A 19,594-nucleotide genomic window follows, 5' to 3' on the forward strand; every position below is an offset into this window, starting at 1 on the left:
GAATCCCCCCGTCCCAAAAACCTCCCGCACGCCCCTTGTGGTCCACCAACCGCGGGGCTACGTTACGCATACGTTTCACTTGTACGTATCAGTGGCTGATTTCGGACCCACCGCAACACGGTGGATGCATAGCCCCTTCCGCCAGGAACGGCTGACCGCCAAGAACGGTCCAGGCCGCGTCAGGACCTGGTTTCCCACTCCCTCCGAGGCCCTTGAGGGCGGCTCGTCGACCGATGCCGCCCGGTCATCCACTCACCAGCGGAGCACCCATGCGAAGAATCGCGCTGACCGCCGTATCGGCTGTCCTGATGTTGTCCGCGGCCGCGTGCGGCTCGGGATCGGGTTCCGGTTCGGGCAAGGCGGCCACCGGCGGCACCCTCACCCTGGCCCCCCTGGTCGCCGCGCAGCCGTGGGATCTGGCCGACGCCGGTCTCGGCAACAACGCGCAGTACTACCAGCCCGTATACGACTCGCTGCTCCGGCTGTCCCCGACGGCCGACGTCAAGCCCAACCTGGCGACCAAGTGGTCGTACAACGCGGCCCGCACGGTCCTCACGATGACCCTGCGCAGCGGCGTCAAGTTCACCGACGGCACCGCCCTGGACGCGGCGGCGGTCAAGACCAACCTGCTGCACACCGAGAAGGGCACCAGCGAGGCCGCGGGCCAGCTCAAGGGCATCACCGGCGTCGACGTCGTCAACGCCACCACGGTCGCGATCAAGCTCTCGGCCCCCGACCCCTCCCTGGTGCCGAACCTCGGCAACGTGGCCGGAATGATGGCCAGCCCCAAGGCCATCGACGCGGGGACGATCAAGACAACGCCCGTGGGCTCGGGGCCGTACACCCTGGACAAGTCCGCGACCACGGACGGCAGTACGTACACCTTCGTGCGCAACCAGGACTACTGGAACAAGGCCGCCTTCCCCTTCGACAAGATCGTCCTCAAGCCGCTGACCGACCCGACCGCCGTGCTCAACGCGCTGCGCTCGGGCCAGGTCAACGGCGCGCTGCTGGCCAGCGCCAGGAACATCGCGCCGGCCAAGAGCAGCGGGCTGACCGTCACCAAGTACACCTCCGGTGACGTCGAGGGCGTCTACATCTGGGACCGCGAAGGAAAGATCGTCAAGGCGCTCGGCGACGTCCGGGTCCGCCAGGCCCTGAACTACGCCTTCGACCGCTCCACGATCGTCAAGACGGCCAAGCAGGGACTGGGCAAGGCGACGACCCAGATCTTCAACCCGGGCGGCTCGGCCTTCGACAGCTCGCTCGACTCGAAGTACTCCTACGACCCGGCGAAGGCGAAGCAGTTGCTGGCCGAGGCCGGCTACCCGAACGGCTTCTCGGTCACCGTCCCGGACGTGTCGTCGGTCTTCCCCGACCAACAGGCCGCGATGGTCCAGCAGTTGGAGGACATCGGGATCAAGGTCAAGGTCGACAAGATCCCGGTCACCCAGTTCATCAGCGCACTGCTCGCCGGCAAGTACCCGTTGTCGTACATGACGTTGGCCTCCTTCCGACCCTGGGACACCATCCAGATCGAGGTCGGCAAGAGCGCGCTGTGGAACCCGCTGCACAGTTCGGACCCGAAGGTCACCGACCTCATCACGAAGGCCCAGTCGGCGACCGGCGCCGCCCAGGACGCGCTGTTCAAGCAGCTCAACACCTACCTCGTCGACCAGGCGTGGAACGCGCCCTGGGACTCGGTGGAGAACACCTACGCGACGACCAAGGGCGTCACCTTCACCCCGCAGACGTTCGCCGCCGTCCCGCCGATCTACAACTTCAGGCCCGCTGGCTGATCGGGCCGGCGTGCCGGGCGGGTCGGTGTCCCGTCCGCCCGGCACGCCGGTCAACACCGGTCAGGGATAGGCAAGGTGGAGAGACTAATGATCGTTTTCTTGGTCCGGCGCATCGCCGCCGGGCTGGTCCTGGTCCTGGTGATCGCGACCACGACCTTCGCGTTGATGAGCCTCACCGGCTCCGATCCGGTGCGCCAGATCGTCGGACAGACCGCCACCCAGCAGCAGGTGACGGCGAAGTCCGCCGAACTCGGGCTCGACCAGCCCTTCGTGGTCCGCTACGGCCACTGGCTCGGGGACGTGCTGCACGGCAACCTCGGCAGCTCGTGGTTCAGCGGTGAGTCAGTGACGAGCTCACTCGAGAACAAGCTGCCGGTCACCCTGTCGATCGTGCTGGCGGCACTCCTGGTGTCGGCGGTACTGAGCACGGTGCTGGGCGTGGCCGCCGCGGTCCGCCGGGGCGCCCTCGACCAGGTGGTCCAACTGCTAGCGGTCCTCGGGTTCGCGGTCCCCAGCTTCCTGGTCGCCCTGGTGTTCGCCGTCGTGATCGGCGTCGACCTGGGCTGGCTGCCCGCGACCGGATACGTACCGCTGGCGGACTCGGCGGGTGGCTGGCTCAAGTCGATCACCCTGCCCGCGCTGTCGCTCTCCGTCGGCGCCATCGCCGCCACCGCCCAACAGGTGCGCGGCTCCATGGTCGACGTCCTGCGCGCGGACTACGTACGCACGCTCCGCAGCCGTGGCATCAGCGAGCGGAGCCTGCTGTTCCGGCACGCGCTGCGCAACGCGGCCCCGGCCGCGCTGACCGTGCTGGCCCTCCAGTTCATCGGCCTGGTCGGCGGCGCGGTGGTCGTCGAGAAGGTCTTCGGCCTCAACGGCATCGGCAGCCAGGCGACGACCGCCGGCTCCCAGGGCGACACCCCGGTGGTCATGGGCGTCGTCGTGGTCATGGTCGCCCTCGTCGTGGTGGTCAACATCCTCATGGACCTCGCATACGGCTGGCTCAACCCGAAGGTGCGTGTGGGATGACGCTTCCCCAGTCCGAAGAAACGGTGACCCCCGCCGTCGCCGCGCACGGCCGGGCGGGACTCCTGCGCCGACTGCTGCGCAACCCGGTGGCCGTGGCCTGCCTGGTGATCCTCGCGATCATCGCGCTGGCCAGCCTGTTCGCCCCCCTGTTCACCAGCCAGGACCCGGCCCGCTCCTCACTGACCGACAGCCTCGCCCCGATGAGCGGCAAGCACCCGCTCGGCGGCGACGGCGTCGGCCGTGACGTCCTGGCCCGGCTCCTCTACGGCGGCCGCACCAGCCTGCTCGGTGCCCTGATCGCGGTGGCCGTCGCCGTGGTGATCGGCGTACCCGCCGGTCTGGTGGCCGGCTACTACCGCAAGTGGTTCGACGCCGTGAGCAGTTGGCTGTCCAACCTGCTGATGGCCGTACCGGCGATCATCGTGCTGCTCGTCGTGATGTCCGCGCTGGGCCAGAACACCTACCTCGCCATGGCGGTCTTCGGCGTGCTGATGTCACCGGGCGTCTTCCGGCTGATCCGCGCCTCGGTGATCTCCGTGCGCGAGGAGCTGTACGTCGACGCGGCACGGGTGTCCGGCCTGACGGACTCCCGGATCATCCGCCGCCACATCCTGCCCGTCGTGCAGGCGCCGACCATCATCCAGGCCGCCCAGATGCTCGGTCTCGGCATCGTCATCCAGTCCGGGCTTGAGTTCCTCGGCCTGGGCTCGGCGACCCAGGCGAGCTGGGGCTCCATGCTCAACGACGCCTTCGGCAACATCTACACCAAGCCGGAGCTGATGGTCTGGCCCGGAGCGGCCCTCGCGATCACCGTCGCCGCGTTCGGCCTGCTGGGCAACGCCCTGCGGGACGCGCTCGACGGGACTGCGGTCGCGGTGCGGAAGCCGTCGCGCGGCGCCGCGTCCCGTGGACCGCACGCGGACAAGAAGGCATCACCGCACGCGGACAAGAAGGCGCCGACCGCCCCGCCCGAGACGGACGACGCCCTGCTCGTCCTCGACGGCCTGACGGTCTCCTATCCGACGGCCCAGGGCGAGAAGACCGTCGTCGACGGCGTCTCCCTGACCGTCCGCCGGGGCGAAGTGCTCGGACTGGTAGGGGAGTCGGGCTCGGGCAAGAGTCAAACCGCCTTCGCCATCCTCGGGTTGCTGCCCCGCGAGGCCCACGTCACCACCTCCCGCCTGCTGTTCGACGGCACGGAACTGGGCCGCCTCGGCCGCGCGGCGATGAACCGCTACCGCGGCCACCGGATCGCCTATGTCCCGCAGGAACCCATGTCCAACCTCGACCCCTCCTTCCGCATCGGCGCCCAACTCGTCGAACCGGTACGCCGACACCTCGGGCTGTCGGCCGCCGAGGCACGGACGAAGACCCTCGGCCTGCTGGAACGGGTCGGCATCTCCGACCCGGAACGGGTCTTCCGCTCCTATCCGCACCAGATCTCCGGCGGCATGGCGCAACGCGTCCTCATCGCCGGCGCCGTCTCCTGCGAACCGGACCTGCTGATCGCCGACGAGCCGACCACGGCCCTCGACGTGACCGTGCAGGCCGAGGTGCTCGACCTGATGCGCTCCCTCCAGCGCGAGCGGAACATGGGCCTGATCCTGGTGACCCACGACTTCGGCGTGGTGGCCGACCTCTGCGACCGCGTGACGGTGATGCAGACCGGCACCGTCGTCGAGTCCGCACCGGTGGACCGGTTGTTCGCCGATCCCCAACACCCGTACACCCGCATGCTGTTGGCGTCCACGCTGGAGGACGCCGAGCCGCGCTCCGCGCTCGAGCCCAGCCGCACCGTCTCGGCGAGCGGCGCGGGCATCACCCACACCGGACGTCAGGAGGGTCCGGCATGACCGCGACCATGAACGGGACACCGAAGAAGGAACTCCCCGCCGAACCCCTGCTGGCGGTCGACGACCTGGTCGTGGAGTACCCGTCGAAGGGCTGGCGCAGGCCGCCGTTCCGGGTGCTGAAGGGCGTGTCGATCACCATCGGCGCGGGCGAGACGCTCGGGCTGGTCGGTGAGTCCGGCTCCGGCAAGACCACGCTGGGCCGGGCCGTCCTCGGACTGGCCCCGATCGCCTCCGGCACCGTCCGCTACGACGGCAAGGTCATCTCGGCCCTGGGCCCGAAGGAACGCCGGGCGCTCAGCAGCGACATCCAGGTGGTGTTCCAGGACCCGTACACCTCCCTCAACCCGGCGATGACCGTGAACGACATCCTCAGCGAACCCCTGCGCGTCGCGGGCACCCCTCGCGCGGAGGCCGAGAAGCGGGTGCGGGACCTCCTCGACCACGTACGGCTGCCCGCCGACGCGGGGGAGCGGCTGCCGCGCGAGTTCTCCGGCGGACAGCGCCAACGCATCGCCATCGCACGGGCGTTGTCACGGGACCCCCGGGTCATCGTCTGCGACGAACCGGTCAGCGCGCTGGACCTGTCCACCCAGGCCCGGGTCCTGGACCTGTTCGTCGAGATCCAGGAACGCACCGGCGTCGCCTACCTGTTCGTCACCCACGACCTGTCCGTGGTCCGGCACATCAGCCACCGCGTGGCGGTCATGCGGGGCGGCGAGATCATCGAGACCGGGGACGCGGCGACCGTCACCACCACACCCCAACACCCCTACACCCAGCGTCTGTTGCTCGCCGCTCCGGTCCCGGACCCGCAGCGGCAGGCGGAGCGCCGGGCCGAGCGGCGCCGACTGGCGGAGGCCACCGCGGCCGACGCCTCCACGAACACCCCCGTGAGCGCCTCGACGTCGGGAGACCGAGCATGACCCTGCCCAACCCCATCGTCCCCGGCTTCCACCCGGACCCCAGCGTCACCCGCGTCGGCGACGACTACTACCTCGCCTGCTCCAGCTTCGAGTACCTCCCCGGCATTCCGCTGTTCCACAGCCGCGACATGGTGCACTGGGAGCCGATCGGCCATGTGGTCACCCGCCCGGGGCAGTTGGCGGTCGAGAAGGTCCCCACGCTCGGCGGTGCCTGGGCGCCCACCATCCGCTTCCACGACGGCCGTTTCTGGCTGGTCGTCACCGACGCGATGGGACGCGGCAGCCTCATTTTCAGCGCCGACCGCGCCGAGGGCCCCTGGTCCGACGGCATCGTCATGCAGGGAGCGCCCGGTATCGACCCGGACCTCGCCTGGGACGCCGACGGCACCTGCTACGTCACCTACTCAGGTCTCCAACTCGACGGCGACCACGCCGGCGAACACCTGGGCGTCCAGCAGGTCCGGATGGACCTCGAAACCGGCCAAGCCCTTGAAGAACCAAGGTCGTTGTGGTCCGGCACGGGCCTGATGTTCCCCGAGGCACCGCACCTGTACGAGATCGACGGCACCTGGTACCTCCTCATCGCCGAAGGCGGCACCGAACGCGGGCACTCCGTGAGCATCGCCCGCGGCCCCCGCCCCGACGGCCCCTTCGAGGGCTGCCCGGCCAATCCCGTGCTCAGCGCCCGCAGCACCGCCCGCAAGGTCCAGAACACCGGCCACGCCGACCTCGTCCGCACTCCCGACGACGGCTGGGCCCTGATCCTCCTTGGCATGCGACCCGGTGGTCTGACCAGGGCCTTCTCGCCCATGGGCCGGGAGACGTTCAGCGCCGCACTGGAATGGGTCGACGGCTGGCCGGTCGTGCAGCCGGTCGAACTGACCCCTCCCACCGGTCCCGTTGAGCACCACGACACCTTCAGCGGCGCCCAACTCGGCCTGGAATGGCTCTCGATACGGACCCCCGCCGCCGACTGGTCCTCGCTCACCGAGCGCCCGGGCCACCTCGTCATCCACGCCGACGGCTCCACCATGGACGACCCCCGGCCACGGTTCGTCGGCCGCCGCCAGCAGCACGAGTCGACCGTCTTCTCCGTCCGCGTGGACAGCGCCGAGGGAGTCGGCGGGCTGAGCCTGCGCATCGACGAACTCCATCACTACGACATCGAGGTGGGCGCCGGCCTCGCCCGTGCCCGCGCCCGGGTGGGCGGACTCTCCCAGACCTGGGAGCAGCCGATCCCCCCGGGACCGGTGACCGTACGGATGGAGACGGTGCCGGTCACCGGTATGGGCCTCGACGCCCTCGGCCCGGACGTGGTCCACCTGTCCGTCGATCCCGGCACCGGACCGATCGAACTCGCGGCCCTCGACGGCCGCTACGTCTCCGCCGAGACCGCCGCGTCCTTCACCGGCCGAGTCGTCGGCATGTACGCCACCGAAGGCACGGTCGCCTTCGAGCAGTTCGGCTACCGGGGCGAGGACTGACGCACACGTCCCGTCCCGAACCGGCCGACCGGCACCTGACAGAAAGTCACCAGCACCGTATGGGCACTTCCTCCTCACGCATGCTCTTCGGAGCCGCGTACTACACCGAGTACCAGCCGTACGAGCGGCTCGCGCAGGACCTCGACCTGATGGCCGAGGCCGGGTTCAGCGTCATCCGGGTCGGCGAGTCGGTCTGGTCGACCTGGGAACCCCGCGAGGGCCACTTCGAACTCGACTGGCTGCAACCGGTGCTCGACGCCGCCGAGGACCGAGGCATCAAGGCGATCATCGGCACCCCGACCTACGCCGTCCCGCCCTGGCTGCGCCGCAAGTACCCTGAAACGGCGGCCCGTTCACACACCGGCGAGCCGATCCCGTACGGCATGCGACAGGACGCGGACTACTCGCACCCCGCCTTCCGGCACCTCGCCGAGCGCCTGGTCCGCAAGATCGTCGGGCGCTACGCCGACCACCCGGCGGTCATCGGCTGGCAGGTCGACAACGAACCGGGACTGCGGCTCTTCCACAACGACTCGGTGTTCCAGGGCTTCCTCGACCACCTCCGCGACCGCTACGGCGACGTCGAGACCCTCAACCGCCGCTGGGGACTGACCTATTGGTCCCACCGGTTGCAGGACTGGGCGGACCTGTGGACCCCCGACGGCAACTCCACCCCGTCCTACGACCTCGCCTGGCGCCGCTACCAGTCCCGGCTGACACAGGAATACATCACCTGGCACGCCGAGTTGGTCCGCGGCCTCGTGCCGGAGCACCAGTTCGTCACCACCTGCGTCGCCCTCGGCCAGCAGGGCCTGGACATCTCGGCCATCGGCCGGCCCCTCGACGTCGCCGGCGCCAACATCTACTACGCCACCCAGGACGGGCTGGCGCTGCCGGGCTCCGACGAGCCGGACGGCGGACTGTACCCGTTCTTCGTCGCCTGGTCGGGACCTGCCTGGCTCTACCTCCAGAACGACATGGCACGTGGCATCCGCCAGGAACCCTTCCTCGTCATGGAGACCAACGCCACCTCGATCGGCGGCTCCGCCGACAACTTCCCCCTCTACCGGGGCCAGGCCCGCCAGGCCGTGTGGAGCATGGTGGCGCGCGGCGCCCGGATGATCGAGTACTGGCACTGGCACTCCCTGCACTACGGCGCCGAGACCTACTGGGGCGGCGTCCTCGGCCACAGCCTGGAACCCGGCCGGACCTACGACGAACTCGCCGCGATCGCCGGGGAGTTCGAGCAGGCAGGCAGCGCGATCGAGGGCCTGCGCCCGCGCAGCGACGTCGCGATGCTGCTGTCCGCCGACAGCCGCTGGGCCATGGAGTTCATGGGGCCGCTCAGGGGCAACGCCCCTGCCTGGTTCGGCGATCCGCAGTCCTACGACCGCATCGTCGCCGCCTTCTACCGGGGACTGTTCGACGCCGGACTCTCCGTCGACATCGTTTCCCCGGAACAACTCCCTTCCGATCCAAAGGAGTTGGTCGACCGCTGGCCGGTGCTCGTCGTCCCCGCGCTGTACATCGCGGACGACACGACACTCGACCTGCTGCGCCGGTACGCCGAAGCCGGCGGCCATCTCGTCCTCACTCCACGCACCGGCTACGCCGACGAGGAGGCCGTCGCCCGGCACACGGTCATGCCCGGAGTGCTCCGCCCCGCCGCGGGCGCGCGCTACCAGGAGTTCACCAATGTGCTGACCCCGGTCACGATCACCAAGGGGGACGGGACGGCGAACGGCCCCGCCCTGCACGGGCGGGCCACAGCCTGGGCCGACGGACTGATCGCGGAGGGCGCCACCGTACTGGCCGGCTACGAGCATCCGCACCTGGGCCAGTTCGCCGCCGTCACCACGCACGAGCACGGCCAGGGCCGGGTCACCTACGTCGGCACGGTCCCGGACCGCGAACTCTCGCACAGCCTCGCCGACTGGATCGCCGCGGTCTCGCTCCCCGCCGACGCCTGGCGCGCGGACCGCCCGGCCTCCGTCACCTGCACGGCGGCGACCACGGCAGACGGCGCCGTCCTGCGCTTCGTCCACAACTGGGCCTGGGATCCGGTCGGTCACCGCCTCCCGGCGGACACCGAGGACCTGTTCACCGGTGAACGCCTCGCCGCTGGAACCACGCTCGAACTCGGGCCCTGGGACGTCCGGTTGCTCGTCCAGCGCAGTGGCGACGCCCCCGTCCCGCCCCTTTCCTCCACCGACCCCACTTCACCGAGGAGCACTCCGTGAACCGGCAGCCCATCACCGACGCCCCCTCCGCCGACGACGAGGCAGAGTTCGCCCGGCGCCTGTGCGCGCTCACTCTGGAGCAGAAGGTACGGCTGCTGACCGGCGCGGACTTCTGGTCCCTCCACCCCGAACCCGCCGTAGGCCTGCGCCGGTTGGTCGTCTCGGACGGCCCCGCCGGAGTCCGCGGCGAGCTGTGGGACGAACGCAGCCCCTCCGCCAACGTGCCCTCGCCCACCGCACTGGCCGCCACCTGGGACGAGCCCCTGATCCAACAGCTCGGCGGACTCCTCGCCCACGAGGCACGCGCCAAGGATGTCGACGTCCTCCTCGCCCCCACCGTGAACCTGCACCGAACCCCCTACGGCGGACGGCACTTCGAGTGCTTCAGCGAGGACCCGCTGCTCACCGCCCGTATCGGCGTCGCCTATGTCCGGGGCGTCCAGGGCGGCGGCGTGGCGGCCACCGTCAAGCACTTCGTCGGCAACGACTCCGAGACCCAGCGCATGACGCTCGACGCGCGCATCGGCGAACGCGCCCTGCGCGAGCTGTACTTGGCGCCGTTCGAGCGGATCGTCGGCGAGGGCGGGGTCTGGGCGGTGATGGCCGCCTACAACGGGGTCAACGGGCACTCGATGACCGAGAGCCCGCTGCTGCGCGAAGTCCTGCACGACGACTGGGACTTCGACGGTCTGGTGATGACGGACTGGTTCGCCGCCCGCACCACCGAGCCGTCCGCCCGCGCCGCGCTCGACCTGGTGATGCCCGGCCCGCTCGGCCCGTGGGGCGACGCGCTGGTCGCCGCCGTCCGCAAGGGCAAGGTCGACGAGTCACTGATCGACGACAAGGTGCTGCGACTCCTGCGCCTCGCCGCCCGGGTCGGCGCGTTGAGCGACCTGCCCGCCCCCGCCCGGCCGCCCCACCACGACGCCGCTTCGGTGGCGGCCCGACTGCGCGAGACCGCCGCCGCCGGATTCGTCCTGGCCCGCAACGAGGGCGCCCAACTGCCCCTGGACCGGGAGCCCTTGACCCGGATCGCCGTCCTCGGCCCCAACGCTGCCGTGGCCCGGACCCTCGGCGGCGGCAGCGCCACCGTCTTCCCGTCCTACACCGTCTCGCCCCTCGACGGCATCCGCGCCGCCCTGGGCGACGACGTCGAGGTCACCCACGGCATCGGCGTCACCCCGCAGACCCGCGTACCGGCGGCGGCACTCACCCATCTGCGTCACCCCGACGGCTCCGGCGCGGGCGTGGAAGTGAACTTCCTGTCCGAGGACGGAACCCTGCTCGGCGCCGAGCGCCGTACCGGCGGCGCCTACACCTGGATGGGTTCGTACGGCCCCGGAGTGCCGACCGGCCAGGTCGCCCGGGTGGAGGCGCACACCGTGGTCCGCGCGACCGTCGCCGGCCGGTACGCCATCGGCGGCTCGGGCATCGGACGCTTCCGGCTGTCCGTCGCGGGGGCCGAGGTGTTCGACGTCCGCCTTCAACTCCCGCCGGGTGCCGACCTGGTGGAGGGTCTGATGACCCCGCCGCAGCACCTCCACACCGTCGAGCTGGCGGAGGGCGAGGAGACCGAGGTCGTCCTCACCCACGACATCGTCTCGTCGGACGAGGCCCTCGGCGACGCCGTCACCATGTTCCAGCTCAACGTCCAGCCGCCGCACGGCGGCGACGACGAGGAGATCGAGCGGGCCGTGGCCCTCGCCCGCGAGGCCGAGGTCGCCGTGGTCGTGGTCGGCACCACCGAGGAGGTCGAGAGCGAGGGCTTCGACCGCGACACCCTGGCCCTGCCCGGTCGGCAGGACGAACTCGTCCGCCGGGTCGCCGAGGCCAACCCCCGTACCGTCGTCGTGGTCAACTCCGGTGCCCCGGTGCTGCTTCCGTGGGCGGACGACGTGGCGGCGGTCCTGCTCGCCTGGTTCCCCGGGCAGGAGTTCGGCAACGCGCTCGCCGACGTCCTGCTGGGCATCGCCGAACCGGGCGGCCGACTGCCCACCGGCTGGCCCGTGTCCGAGGACGGACTCCCCTCCACCGAGCCGATCGACGGCGTACTCGCCTACGACGAGGGGCTGTTCATCGGCTACCGGGGCAACGGCCGTACGGGATATCAGCCGCCCCGCTACGCCTTCGGCCACGGACTCGGCTACACCACCTGGGACTACGTCTCGATCGACGTCCCCGGCGACGTGCCGTCCGGAGCCCAACTCGCCCTGGATGTACGAATCCGCAACACCGGCACCCGGCACGGCAAGGAGGTCGTGCAGGTCTACGCCTCCCGCCCGGGCGGCGACGTGGAACGCCCGCTCCGCTGGCTCGCCGGATTCGCCGTGATCGAGGCGGCGCCCGGCGAGGAGGTCGTCGCGACGGTCACCGTGGACGCGCGGGCGTTCGAGCACTGGGACACCGAAACAGGCGCCTGGGCAACCGAGTCGGGGATCTTCACGCTGGAGGCCGGCACGTCGTCGACCACGTTGCCGCTCACTGTCGACGTCACCGTCGGCCGGTCATGACCGACACCCGGCCGGAAACGGACCCGGTACTCGCCCCCTGGCGACAGACCGAGATCACCCTCACCGGGGTCCGCGACCACGCCAACCCGTACACCGACATCGACGTATGGGCCGAGTTCACGCACGAGTCCGGGACGGTCCTGCGCCGTCCCGCCTTCTGGGACGGCGGCCGGATCTGGAAGATCCGGTTCGCCTCCCCGGAGACGGACGGCAAGTGGACCTGGCGCAGCGGCAGTTCGGTCGCGGACGAAGGACTGTCCGGGCAGAGCGGAACGCTCGTCGTACGCCCTGCCGTCGACGACGACACCAACTCCTTTCACCGGCACGGGTTCTGGCGGATGTCGCCCGGCGGGCGCAGCCTGGTGCACGCCGACGGGACGCCCGCGCTGCTGGTCGGCGACACCGCCTGGGCCCTGCCCTGGCGGGCCACCGAGGAACAGGCCGAGGAGTACGCCGCCGACCGGCGGGCCAAGGGCTTCAACGCGGCGCTCCTGATGAGCGTCCAGCCCGACATGGACGCCCGCGGACCACGCGACCGCACCGCCGACGAAGGCTTCGACGTCGGCTTCGAGGACCTGCCCACCGGCCACGTCAATGTGCTCAATCCGGAGTACTTCCAGTACCTCGACCGGCTGATCGGCATCCTCCGCGCCCACGGGATCGTCCCCGTACTCCAGCCGCTCTTCCACGGGTTCGGCTGGAAGGGCCTGCGCGTGGCTGGTCCGGTGGTGCCCCCGCAGGAGTACGCGCGCTACTGCCGCTATCTCGTGGCCCGTTACGGCGCCGCCCCCGTCGTCTACCTGGTCGGCGCCGACGGTGAAGGCCGTGAACCGCAGATCGCGGCGGGCGGTGCGGAGGTCGGCCGCTGGGACGACTACGGGCAGCCCTGCGGCGTCCACTACCGTCCGCACGCCGACAACAGCGCCCACCAGAGCGAGAGTTGGCTGCACTTCCAGTGGTGCCAGACCGGCCACATGGGCGGCCACGTCCAGGAACGCGTCGCCGACATGTGGCGCAACACCCCCGCCAAGGCGGTCGCCAACGCCGAGCCGACGTACGAGAACACCGGCCGTCCCGGCCGCGCCGCGGGCTGGTGGCAGGGGCACGAGGCCTGGAGCAACCTCTGCGCAGGCGGCACGATGGGCGTGGTGTACGGCGCGGCGAGCCTCTGGCAGTGGCGGCTGCACGCCGGCGAACCCGGCCACCAGGAGTTCTTCCTGGCCGAGGGCGCGGGCTGGCGGGAGGCCCTGGACTTCGAGGGCTCACGCCACGTAGGGCTGATCTCCCGCATCCTCGACGGCCTCCCTCTCACGGACATGCGGCCCGACTGGCGCTCCGCCCTGGCACCCCGGGGACTGTCCGTCCCCGGCGAGCTGTACCTCTGCTACGCGGAGGAGGGCGGCCCGCTGTTCATCACCGCCCCGGAGAACGTCCCCCTCCCGTACCGCGTGATCGATCCCCGAACCGGCGGGACCGTCCGCGAGGGCGTGCGCGCCGACGCCGGAGAGCCCGTGCCCGACGAGGGCGGAGCCCCACGGGTGTACATCTGTCAGGCCCCGAACCGGAGTTGATCCCCGTGCAGGTCACATCCCTCACCTTCGAGCACCACCGCGAACCCCTCGGCATCGGCGAATCCGCACCCCGCCTCAGCTGGCGCACGCTCACCGACGCCGAGGACTGGCGGCAGACCGCCCACCAGGTGGAGATCACCGCCCCCGACGGCACGATCGTCACCGACACCGGGCGCGTGCAGTCCACCGAGTCCGTCCTCGTCCCCTGGCCCGGCCCGCATCTCGGCTCCCGGGAACGCGTCGGCGTACGCGTACGCGTCTGGGGCGACCCCGAGGACGACCCGTCACCCTGGTCGGAGCCCGCGTACGCCGAGACCGGCCTCCTGGAACCGGCCGACTGGACGGCCCTCCCCGTCACCCCGGATCTCGACACCCCCACCGAGGAACCACTCCCCGCAGCGCTGCTCCGCCGCGACTTCACCCTCACCGGCCGAATTGCCTCCGCCCGTCTGTACATCACCGCGTACGGCGTCCACGAAGCCGAGATCAACGGCGAGCGCGTGGGCGACCACGTCATGGCCCCCGGCTGGACCTCCTACCAACACCGCCTGCGCTACCAGACGTTCGACGTCACCCCGCTGCTACGCACCGGCGAGAACACCATCGGAGCCCTCCTCGGCGAGGGCTGGTACACCGGCCGCCTCGGCTTCCACGGCGGCAGACGCGCGATCTACGGCGAACACCGTGCGCTCCTCGCCCAATTGGAGATCGCCTACGCCGACGGGACGACACAGACCGTCGTCACCGACGATCTCTGGCGCACGGCGTCGAGCCCCGTCCTGCGCTCGGAGATCTACGACGGCGAGGCCTACGACGCGGGGCGCGAGCGGGCGGGCTGGTCCGCACCGGGACACGACACGACGGAGTGGGCCCCCGTCCATGAACTACCGTCTCCCAGCGCGGAGTTGGTGGCGCCGACAGGCCCGCCCGTACGACGCACCCAGACCGTCAGTCCCGTCGAGGTCGTCACGACGCCGTCCGGGAGGACCGTCCTGGACTTCGGGCAGAACCTGGTCGGCCGACTGCGCATCCGCGTCAGCGGCGCCGCCGGCCACGAGGTCACCCTGCGCCACGCGGAGGTGCTGGAGAACGGTGAACTGAGCACCCGCCCGCTGCGGTTCGCGGCCGCCACGGACACCTACGTGCTGGGAGGTGACGGCCTGGAGGTCCACGAACCCCGCTTCACCTTCCACGGCTTCCGCTACGCCGAGATCGGGAACTGGCCCGGCCCCCTCGACCCCGCCGACATCGAGGCGGTCGTGCTGCACACGGACATGGCCCGCACCGGCTGGTTCGAGTGCTCCGACCTGCTGGTGAACCGGCTGCACGAGAACGTCGTCCAGGGCATGCGCGGCAACTTCCTCGACGTCCCCACGGACTGCCCTCAGCGCGACGAACGCATGGGCTGGACCGGCGACATACAGGTCTTCGCGCCCACCGCGTCCTTCCTCCACGACTGCTCCGGCATGCTGACCGGCTGGCTGCGCGACCTGTCCGCGGAGCAGTTGGCGCGCCCGGACGGCGTGCCGCCCCTCGTCGTCCCCGATGTGTTGCCGGAGGCCTTCCAGGGCGTGGGCGCCCAGGCGGTGTGGGCCGATGTCGCGGTGCTCCTGCCGTGGACCCTCTACCAGCGCTTCGGCGACCTGGAGGTGCTCCGCACCCAGTACGCGAGCATGCGGGCCTGGGGCGAGGCGACGATCCGACTCACCGCCGAGGGTGACGGGTTGTGGCAGCAGGACTTCCAACTCGGCGACTGGCTCGACCCGCAGGCCCCGCCGGACCGGCCGGCGGAGGCGCGTACCGACGGCGACCTCGTCGCCAACGCCTACGTCGTCCGCTCCGCCGAAGTGCTGGCCGAGGTCGCCGAACTCCTCGACAGTGCGGGTCAGTTGGACGGCAAGGAGGACGCGGTCCGCTTCCGGGCGCACGCACAGGCCGTACGCGAGCGCTTCGCCGACCGGTTCGTCACGCCGGACGGTCGGCTGTCCTCGGACACCCAGACCGCGTACGCCCTGGCCATCGCCTTCGCGCTCCTCCCGACGGAACGCCAACGGCGGGGCGCGGCCGAACGGTTGGCGCACATCGTGCGCCGCGCGTCCTTCCGTATCGCCACCGGTTTCACGGGCACACCCCTGATCTGCGACGCCCTGTGCGCGACCGGGGAACCCCAACTCGCCTACCGCATGCTCCTGGAGAAGGACTGCCCGTCGTGGCTCTACCCGGTGACCATGGGGGCCACCACCGTCTGGGAGCGCTGGGACTCGATGCTGCCCGACGGCGCCGTCAACCCCGGCGAGATGACCTCCTTCAACCACTACGCCCTCGGCGCCGTCGCCGACTGGCTGCACCGTACGGTCGCGGGTCTGGCCGCCGCCGAACCCGGCTGGCGGCGGCTGCGCGTCGCCCCGGTCCCGGGCGGCGACCTGACCTGGGCGAAGGCGGCCCACGACACCCCGTACGGCAGGGCGGAGGCGGGCTGGCGCATCGAGGGCGACGAGCTCGTCGTCGAGGCGTTGGTCCCCCCGAACACCCGGGCCGAGGTCCAACTGCCGGACGGCAGCGACCCGTTCGAGGTCGGCCCGGGACGGCATGTGTTCTCCCGCCCCTACGCCTCCCCGGCCTGGCCGCCGACCGCGATCGGGCACCCCTGACACCCGACTCCGCTTGAAGTTTCAAGCGGAGTCGGTCAGACTCGCGTTTGAGACTTCAAACGTTCCGTCGTGGGCCTTTGGGGACTCTTCCCGCAGTCACCCTTTCCCTGGAGTTGCCATGTCCGTTGCCTCTGACGCCGTCGCCGTCCGCCGTGGCCCGCTCGCCGTGGCCGGAGGTGTGCTCGCCGCGATCGTGGTGGCCTCCGCGGCCGACGCCGTGCTGGCGCTCCTCGCCCGGGCCGCGGGCGCGCCCGACGACTTCCAGCCGCTGAACGCCTCGTCGTACATCTTCCTGACGGCGGTCGGAGTGATCGCTGGAGCCGTCGGGTGGGCCATCATGCGCAGGGTGTCGAAGGACCCCGCGGCGTTGGTGCGGTGGCTGGTGCCGACCGTCGTCGTGGTGTCCTTCGTCCCCGACTTCCTGCTGTACGGCGACGGTGGTGCGACCGGTGTCGGGGCGCTGCTCCTGATGCATGTGGCGGTCGCGACGGCCGCGGTGTTCGCCTACCGCAAGGTCATGCCCCTGTCGTAGGCGCCCATCGGGGCCGTCGGATTCCGCACCGCTACGGCGCGACCGTCGTGCGCCACAACTCCCCGGCCTCCGCCGCCGCTTCCGGTGCCACGAGCAGCAAAGGCTCGCCGTACGAGGGGAGTTGCGGCATCGCCACCGCACCCGCCTCGGTCGCGATGAGCAGGGCGGGCAGGCCGTCCACCGGGTGGAACTCGCCGATCGCGGCGGCGGTCGCCCGACCGGCCGCCACCTGGACCAGGGAGAGCGCGGTCGAGCCCATCACGCGGGCCGTGCAGTGCCGTTCGGCGAGTTTCGCGAGCAGCGCGTCCAGGCCGGGCCAGTGGGCGTGCGCCGCCCATTCGGTCAGGAACACATGGCCCGTGAGGGTGGTGTGGTCCGCCGCGTGGATCGGAGTTCCGTTGAGATGCGCGCCCTTGCCGCGGACCGCCGTGAAGACCTCGCCCCGCCACGGGTCCGCCACCAGGCCCAGCAGCGGGCTGCCGTCCGGCTCCGCCAGGCCCAGGGAGAAGGAGCACCAGCCCAGTCCGTGGGCGTAGTTGGTGGTTCCGTCCACGGGGTCGATCACCCAGTGCGGGGCGTCGTCCGACGTGCCGGCCTCGGCGCCGTACTCCTCGCCGTCGATGCCCCAGTCGGGGAACTCCCGCCGTAGCACCGCCCGTACGTGCCGTTCCACCGCCTCGTCCGTGTCCGTGACGATGTCGGCCGGGCCCGCCTTCTGCCGGACCGGACCCGCACCTCCTCGGTTCCCGCCCCGAATCGCCTCCGACGCCCACTCGGCCAACTCCACGGCCACCCGCAGAGCACCGTCCAGGTCATGTCCGTTCGGCACAGCTCTTCACCACCCCGTCCAGGTCGTCCCTCATGATCGCGTCCACATCCCAGGAGACCAGAACGGCCGGATGAACGCGGACTTTCCGCAGGGCGACACCTGCGCGGGGCGGGGCTCACTTCGGCGGGGTGGCGCTGTCGAGACGGCGGCGCAGGAATGCGGTGATGACGTTCATGACGGTCGCGGACGACCAGGCGAGTGTGGCAGCAGAATCCAGGAGGATTCCGACTTCCTCGTGGTTGGCTCCGGCCACGACATATCGGGTGCTGTCCGTGCCGGCTGTCGTAGGCGGACCCGGGGGTTCACGGCACCAGCACGATGCGGCCGCGCCCGGCGCCGCCGGCGGCGAGCCGGGTGTGGGCTTCGGCGGCCCGCGCCAGGGGGAAGACCTCTGCCACCCGCGGCGTCAGCACGCCGACCTCGGCGAGGGCGGAGAGGTGGGCGAGGCGGGCGGGTTCGGGGCCGGCGGCGGTGTGGCGTACGACCACGCCCCGCTCCGGGGCCGGCAGTGTGTCGAACCGGACGCTCACGAAGATGCCGCCGTCGCGGACCGCCGCGAGCGCGGGCGCGCCCAGCGCCGCCGCGTCGAGCACACCGTCGACGCCGTCCAGCACCAACTGCTGTACCGCATCGCTCAGTTCCTCTTCGCGCGACACGAACCAGGTAGCGCCCCGGTCGCGGAGGAACTCCTCGTCCTCGGGTCGCCCCTGCGCGACGATCCGCACGCCCCGCGTCCGTGCCAGCTCGACGGCGTAGCCGCCCACCGCGCCGGCGGCGCCCGTGACGAGCAGCGTGTCGCGCGGCCGTAGCGGCAGGTGGTCCAGGGCCTGTGAGGCGGTCATCGTGTTGAGCGGGATCGTCGCCGCGAGCTTCGGGTCCATGCCCTCCGGGGCGGGCGCGATGGAGTTGAGGTCGGTCACCAGGTAGTCGGCCTGGGCCTTCGTGGGGCGGAACACGGGGGCGTCGAACACGATGACCGGCGTTCCGACCGCGAGGAGGACGCCCGGACCGACCGCGTCGATCGTCCCGGCGGCGTCCAGGCCGAGCCCCGTGTACTCGATCCCCTCCGGCGGCGCGAAGAAGCCGGACCACACCGCGGCGTCGGCGGGATTGAGCGCGGCGGCCGCGACCTTGACGCGGACCTCCAGGGGGCCCGGCTCGGGGATCGGGACCTCCACGACCTCGACGGCCTCGGGTCCACCGGCCTTCTTGACGACTGCAGCGCGCATGATGTCCGCTCTTCCGTTTGCGTGTCCGAACACCACAGACGCTAGGAGGGCTACGATCGATTGGTAAGTAGGCACTTTAAAGTGCGTTACGACCCTGAGCGGCGCCCTTCGTCACTGGTCGGTCTGCCGGGAGTCGTAGAGCGCTCGCGCGTCGTCGACCTCGTCGGACTTATCCGCGGCCCAGTCACGCACCTGGGACAGCACGCCGTACAGACCCTGGCCGAGCGGGGTCAACTCGTAGTCGACGCGCACCGGAACGGTCGGTGTGACCGTCCGGCTGACCATGCCGTCGCGTTCGAGCATGCGCAGCGTCTGGGTGAGCATCTTCTGGCTGACGCCCGGGATCTCACGGCTGATGTGGCTGTACCGCATCGGGTCGCCGAAAGACCCGAGGGTGCACATCGTCAGGCTGACCCACCGGTTGCTGATCGTCGAGAGCAGGGCCACGGCGGGGCAGTCCTGCATGTACGCCTCGTACGTGCCGGTCTCGACCCCGCGCGTCGGCTTCGCCTTCGTGGCCATCCGTCTCTCCCGTCAGGAACGCAACTCACCTCAAGAGGCCTACTTTCGATTCGATCGTAGTCCGGGCGGTTCTCAGGTCGTTCGCAGGTGCACGGTGGCGTTGACTAAAACGAACGATGCGTTCAGTATCTCTCGTGTGGTTCGGTATAGTGAACGTATGGTTCATTTAGTCGCGACTTCTCGGGTGGGCGGACAGACCAGCGCCTACCTCGACGACACCTACCTGGAACAGGTCGACACGCGGGTCATCGCGGTCGGCGACACGGACGGGGTGCCCTGGGCGTCCGTGGAGCACTGTCTGTTTCATCCGCAGGGTGGGGGTCAGCCCGCCGACCGGGGGTGGTTGGGGGATGCCGAGGTCGTGCCGGTCCGGGAGCGGGAGTCGGGGCTGATCGTGGCTACGGCGGCTGCGGGTGGCGATC

At 70.8% G+C, this 19,594-nt stretch carries 14 protein-coding genes and 1 pseudogene; 11 read left to right on the forward strand and 4 right to left on the reverse strand.

The features are described from left to right. Nucleotides 1–269 precede the first annotated feature (269 nt). The 10 genes from JHN63_RS29560 (at nt 270) to JHN63_RS29605 (ending at nt 16,592) form a co-directional block, all read left to right on the forward strand. A complete protein-coding gene (locus JHN63_RS29560; RefSeq protein ID WP_200686345.1) occupies nt 270–1,799 on the forward strand; it encodes an ABC transporter substrate-binding protein in 1,530 nt (509 codons plus the stop codon). A gap of 87 nt (nt 1,800–1,886) precedes the next feature. Continuing rightward, nucleotides 1,887–2,828, forward strand: a complete 942-nt coding sequence (locus tag JHN63_RS29565) for an ABC transporter permease (RefSeq protein ID WP_200686347.1) — start codon at nt 1,887–1,889, stop codon at nt 2,826–2,828. After that, on the forward strand, nt 2,825–4,681 hold the full coding sequence (locus JHN63_RS29570; RefSeq protein WP_200686348.1) for a dipeptide/oligopeptide/nickel ABC transporter permease/ATP-binding protein: 1,857 nt from the start codon (nt 2,825–2,827) through the stop codon (nt 4,679–4,681). Before JHN63_RS29565 ends, JHN63_RS29570 begins: the two co-directional genes overlap by 4 nt. After that, nucleotides 4,678–5,604, forward strand: coding sequence for an ATP-binding cassette domain-containing protein (locus JHN63_RS29575; RefSeq protein WP_200686350.1), 927 nt, complete (start codon nt 4,678–4,680; stop codon nt 5,602–5,604). Before JHN63_RS29570 ends, JHN63_RS29575 begins: the two co-directional genes overlap by 4 nt. Further along, nucleotides 5,601–7,088: a glycoside hydrolase family 43 protein gene (locus JHN63_RS29580; RefSeq protein ID WP_200686352.1), complete on the forward strand. Its 1,488-nt coding sequence runs from the start codon at nt 5,601–5,603 to the stop codon at nt 7,086–7,088. The genes JHN63_RS29575 and JHN63_RS29580 overlap by 4 nt, the downstream gene beginning before the upstream one ends. A 59-nt stretch (nt 7,089–7,147) precedes the next feature. Next, nucleotides 7,148–9,328 carry a beta-galactosidase gene (locus JHN63_RS29585; protein WP_200686354.1) on the forward strand — a complete coding sequence of 727 codons (2,181 nt, stop codon included), beginning with the start codon at nt 7,148–7,150 and terminating at the stop codon, nt 9,326–9,328. Continuing rightward, nucleotides 9,325–11,838: a beta-glucosidase gene (locus JHN63_RS29590; protein ID WP_200686356.1), complete on the forward strand. Its 2,514-nt coding sequence runs from the start codon at nt 9,325–9,327 to the stop codon at nt 11,836–11,838. Before JHN63_RS29585 ends, JHN63_RS29590 begins: the two co-directional genes overlap by 4 nt. Continuing rightward, nucleotides 11,835–13,409 (forward strand): DUF4038 domain-containing protein, encoded by a 1,575-nt coding sequence (locus JHN63_RS29595; protein ID WP_200686358.1) that lies wholly within the window; start codon nt 11,835–11,837, stop codon nt 13,407–13,409. Before JHN63_RS29590 ends, JHN63_RS29595 begins: the two co-directional genes overlap by 4 nt. 5 nt (nt 13,410–13,414) lie before the next feature. After that, a complete protein-coding gene (locus JHN63_RS29600) occupies nt 13,415–16,060 on the forward strand; it encodes a glycoside hydrolase family 78 protein (protein WP_200686360.1) in 2,646 nt (881 codons plus the stop codon). 118 nt (nt 16,061–16,178) lie between these two features. Then, nucleotides 16,179–16,592, forward strand: a complete 414-nt coding sequence (locus JHN63_RS29605) for a DUF6069 family protein (RefSeq protein WP_200686362.1) — start codon at nt 16,179–16,181, stop codon at nt 16,590–16,592. Nucleotides 16,593–16,623: 31 nt separating this feature from the next. On the opposite strand, the gene JHN63_RS29610 is transcribed toward JHN63_RS29605, so the two are convergent. The 4 genes from JHN63_RS29610 to JHN63_RS29625 form a co-directional block, all read right to left on the reverse strand. Then, nucleotides 16,624–17,421, reverse strand: a complete 798-nt coding sequence (locus JHN63_RS29610; RefSeq protein WP_307782013.1) for an inositol monophosphatase family protein — start codon at nt 17,419–17,421, stop codon at nt 16,624–16,626. A 115-nt stretch (nt 17,422–17,536) separates the two neighbouring features. Further along, nucleotides 17,537–17,674 carry a hypothetical protein gene (locus JHN63_RS29615; RefSeq protein ID WP_200686365.1) on the reverse strand — a complete coding sequence of 46 codons (138 nt, stop codon included), beginning with the start codon at nt 17,672–17,674 and terminating at the stop codon, nt 17,537–17,539. A 49-nt stretch (nt 17,675–17,723) separates the two neighbouring features. Then, entirely contained in the window at nt 17,724–18,650 is a 927-nt protein-coding gene (locus JHN63_RS29620; RefSeq protein ID WP_200686367.1) for a zinc-binding dehydrogenase, read from the reverse strand. A 111-nt stretch (nt 18,651–18,761) separates the two neighbouring features. Continuing rightward, nucleotides 18,762–19,172, reverse strand: coding sequence for a helix-turn-helix domain-containing protein (locus tag JHN63_RS29625; RefSeq protein WP_200686369.1), 411 nt, complete (start codon nt 19,170–19,172; stop codon nt 18,762–18,764). Between the two features lie 157 nt (nt 19,173–19,329). Between JHN63_RS29625 and JHN63_RS29630 the strand changes: the two are divergent. After that, nucleotides 19,330–19,594, forward strand: a pseudogene (locus JHN63_RS29630) (metal-dependent hydrolase); the annotation flags it as partial.

Source organism: Streptomyces sp. MBT65 (assembly GCF_016612545.1).
Taxonomy (GTDB): domain Bacteria; phylum Actinomycetota; class Actinomycetes; order Streptomycetales; family Streptomycetaceae; genus Streptomyces.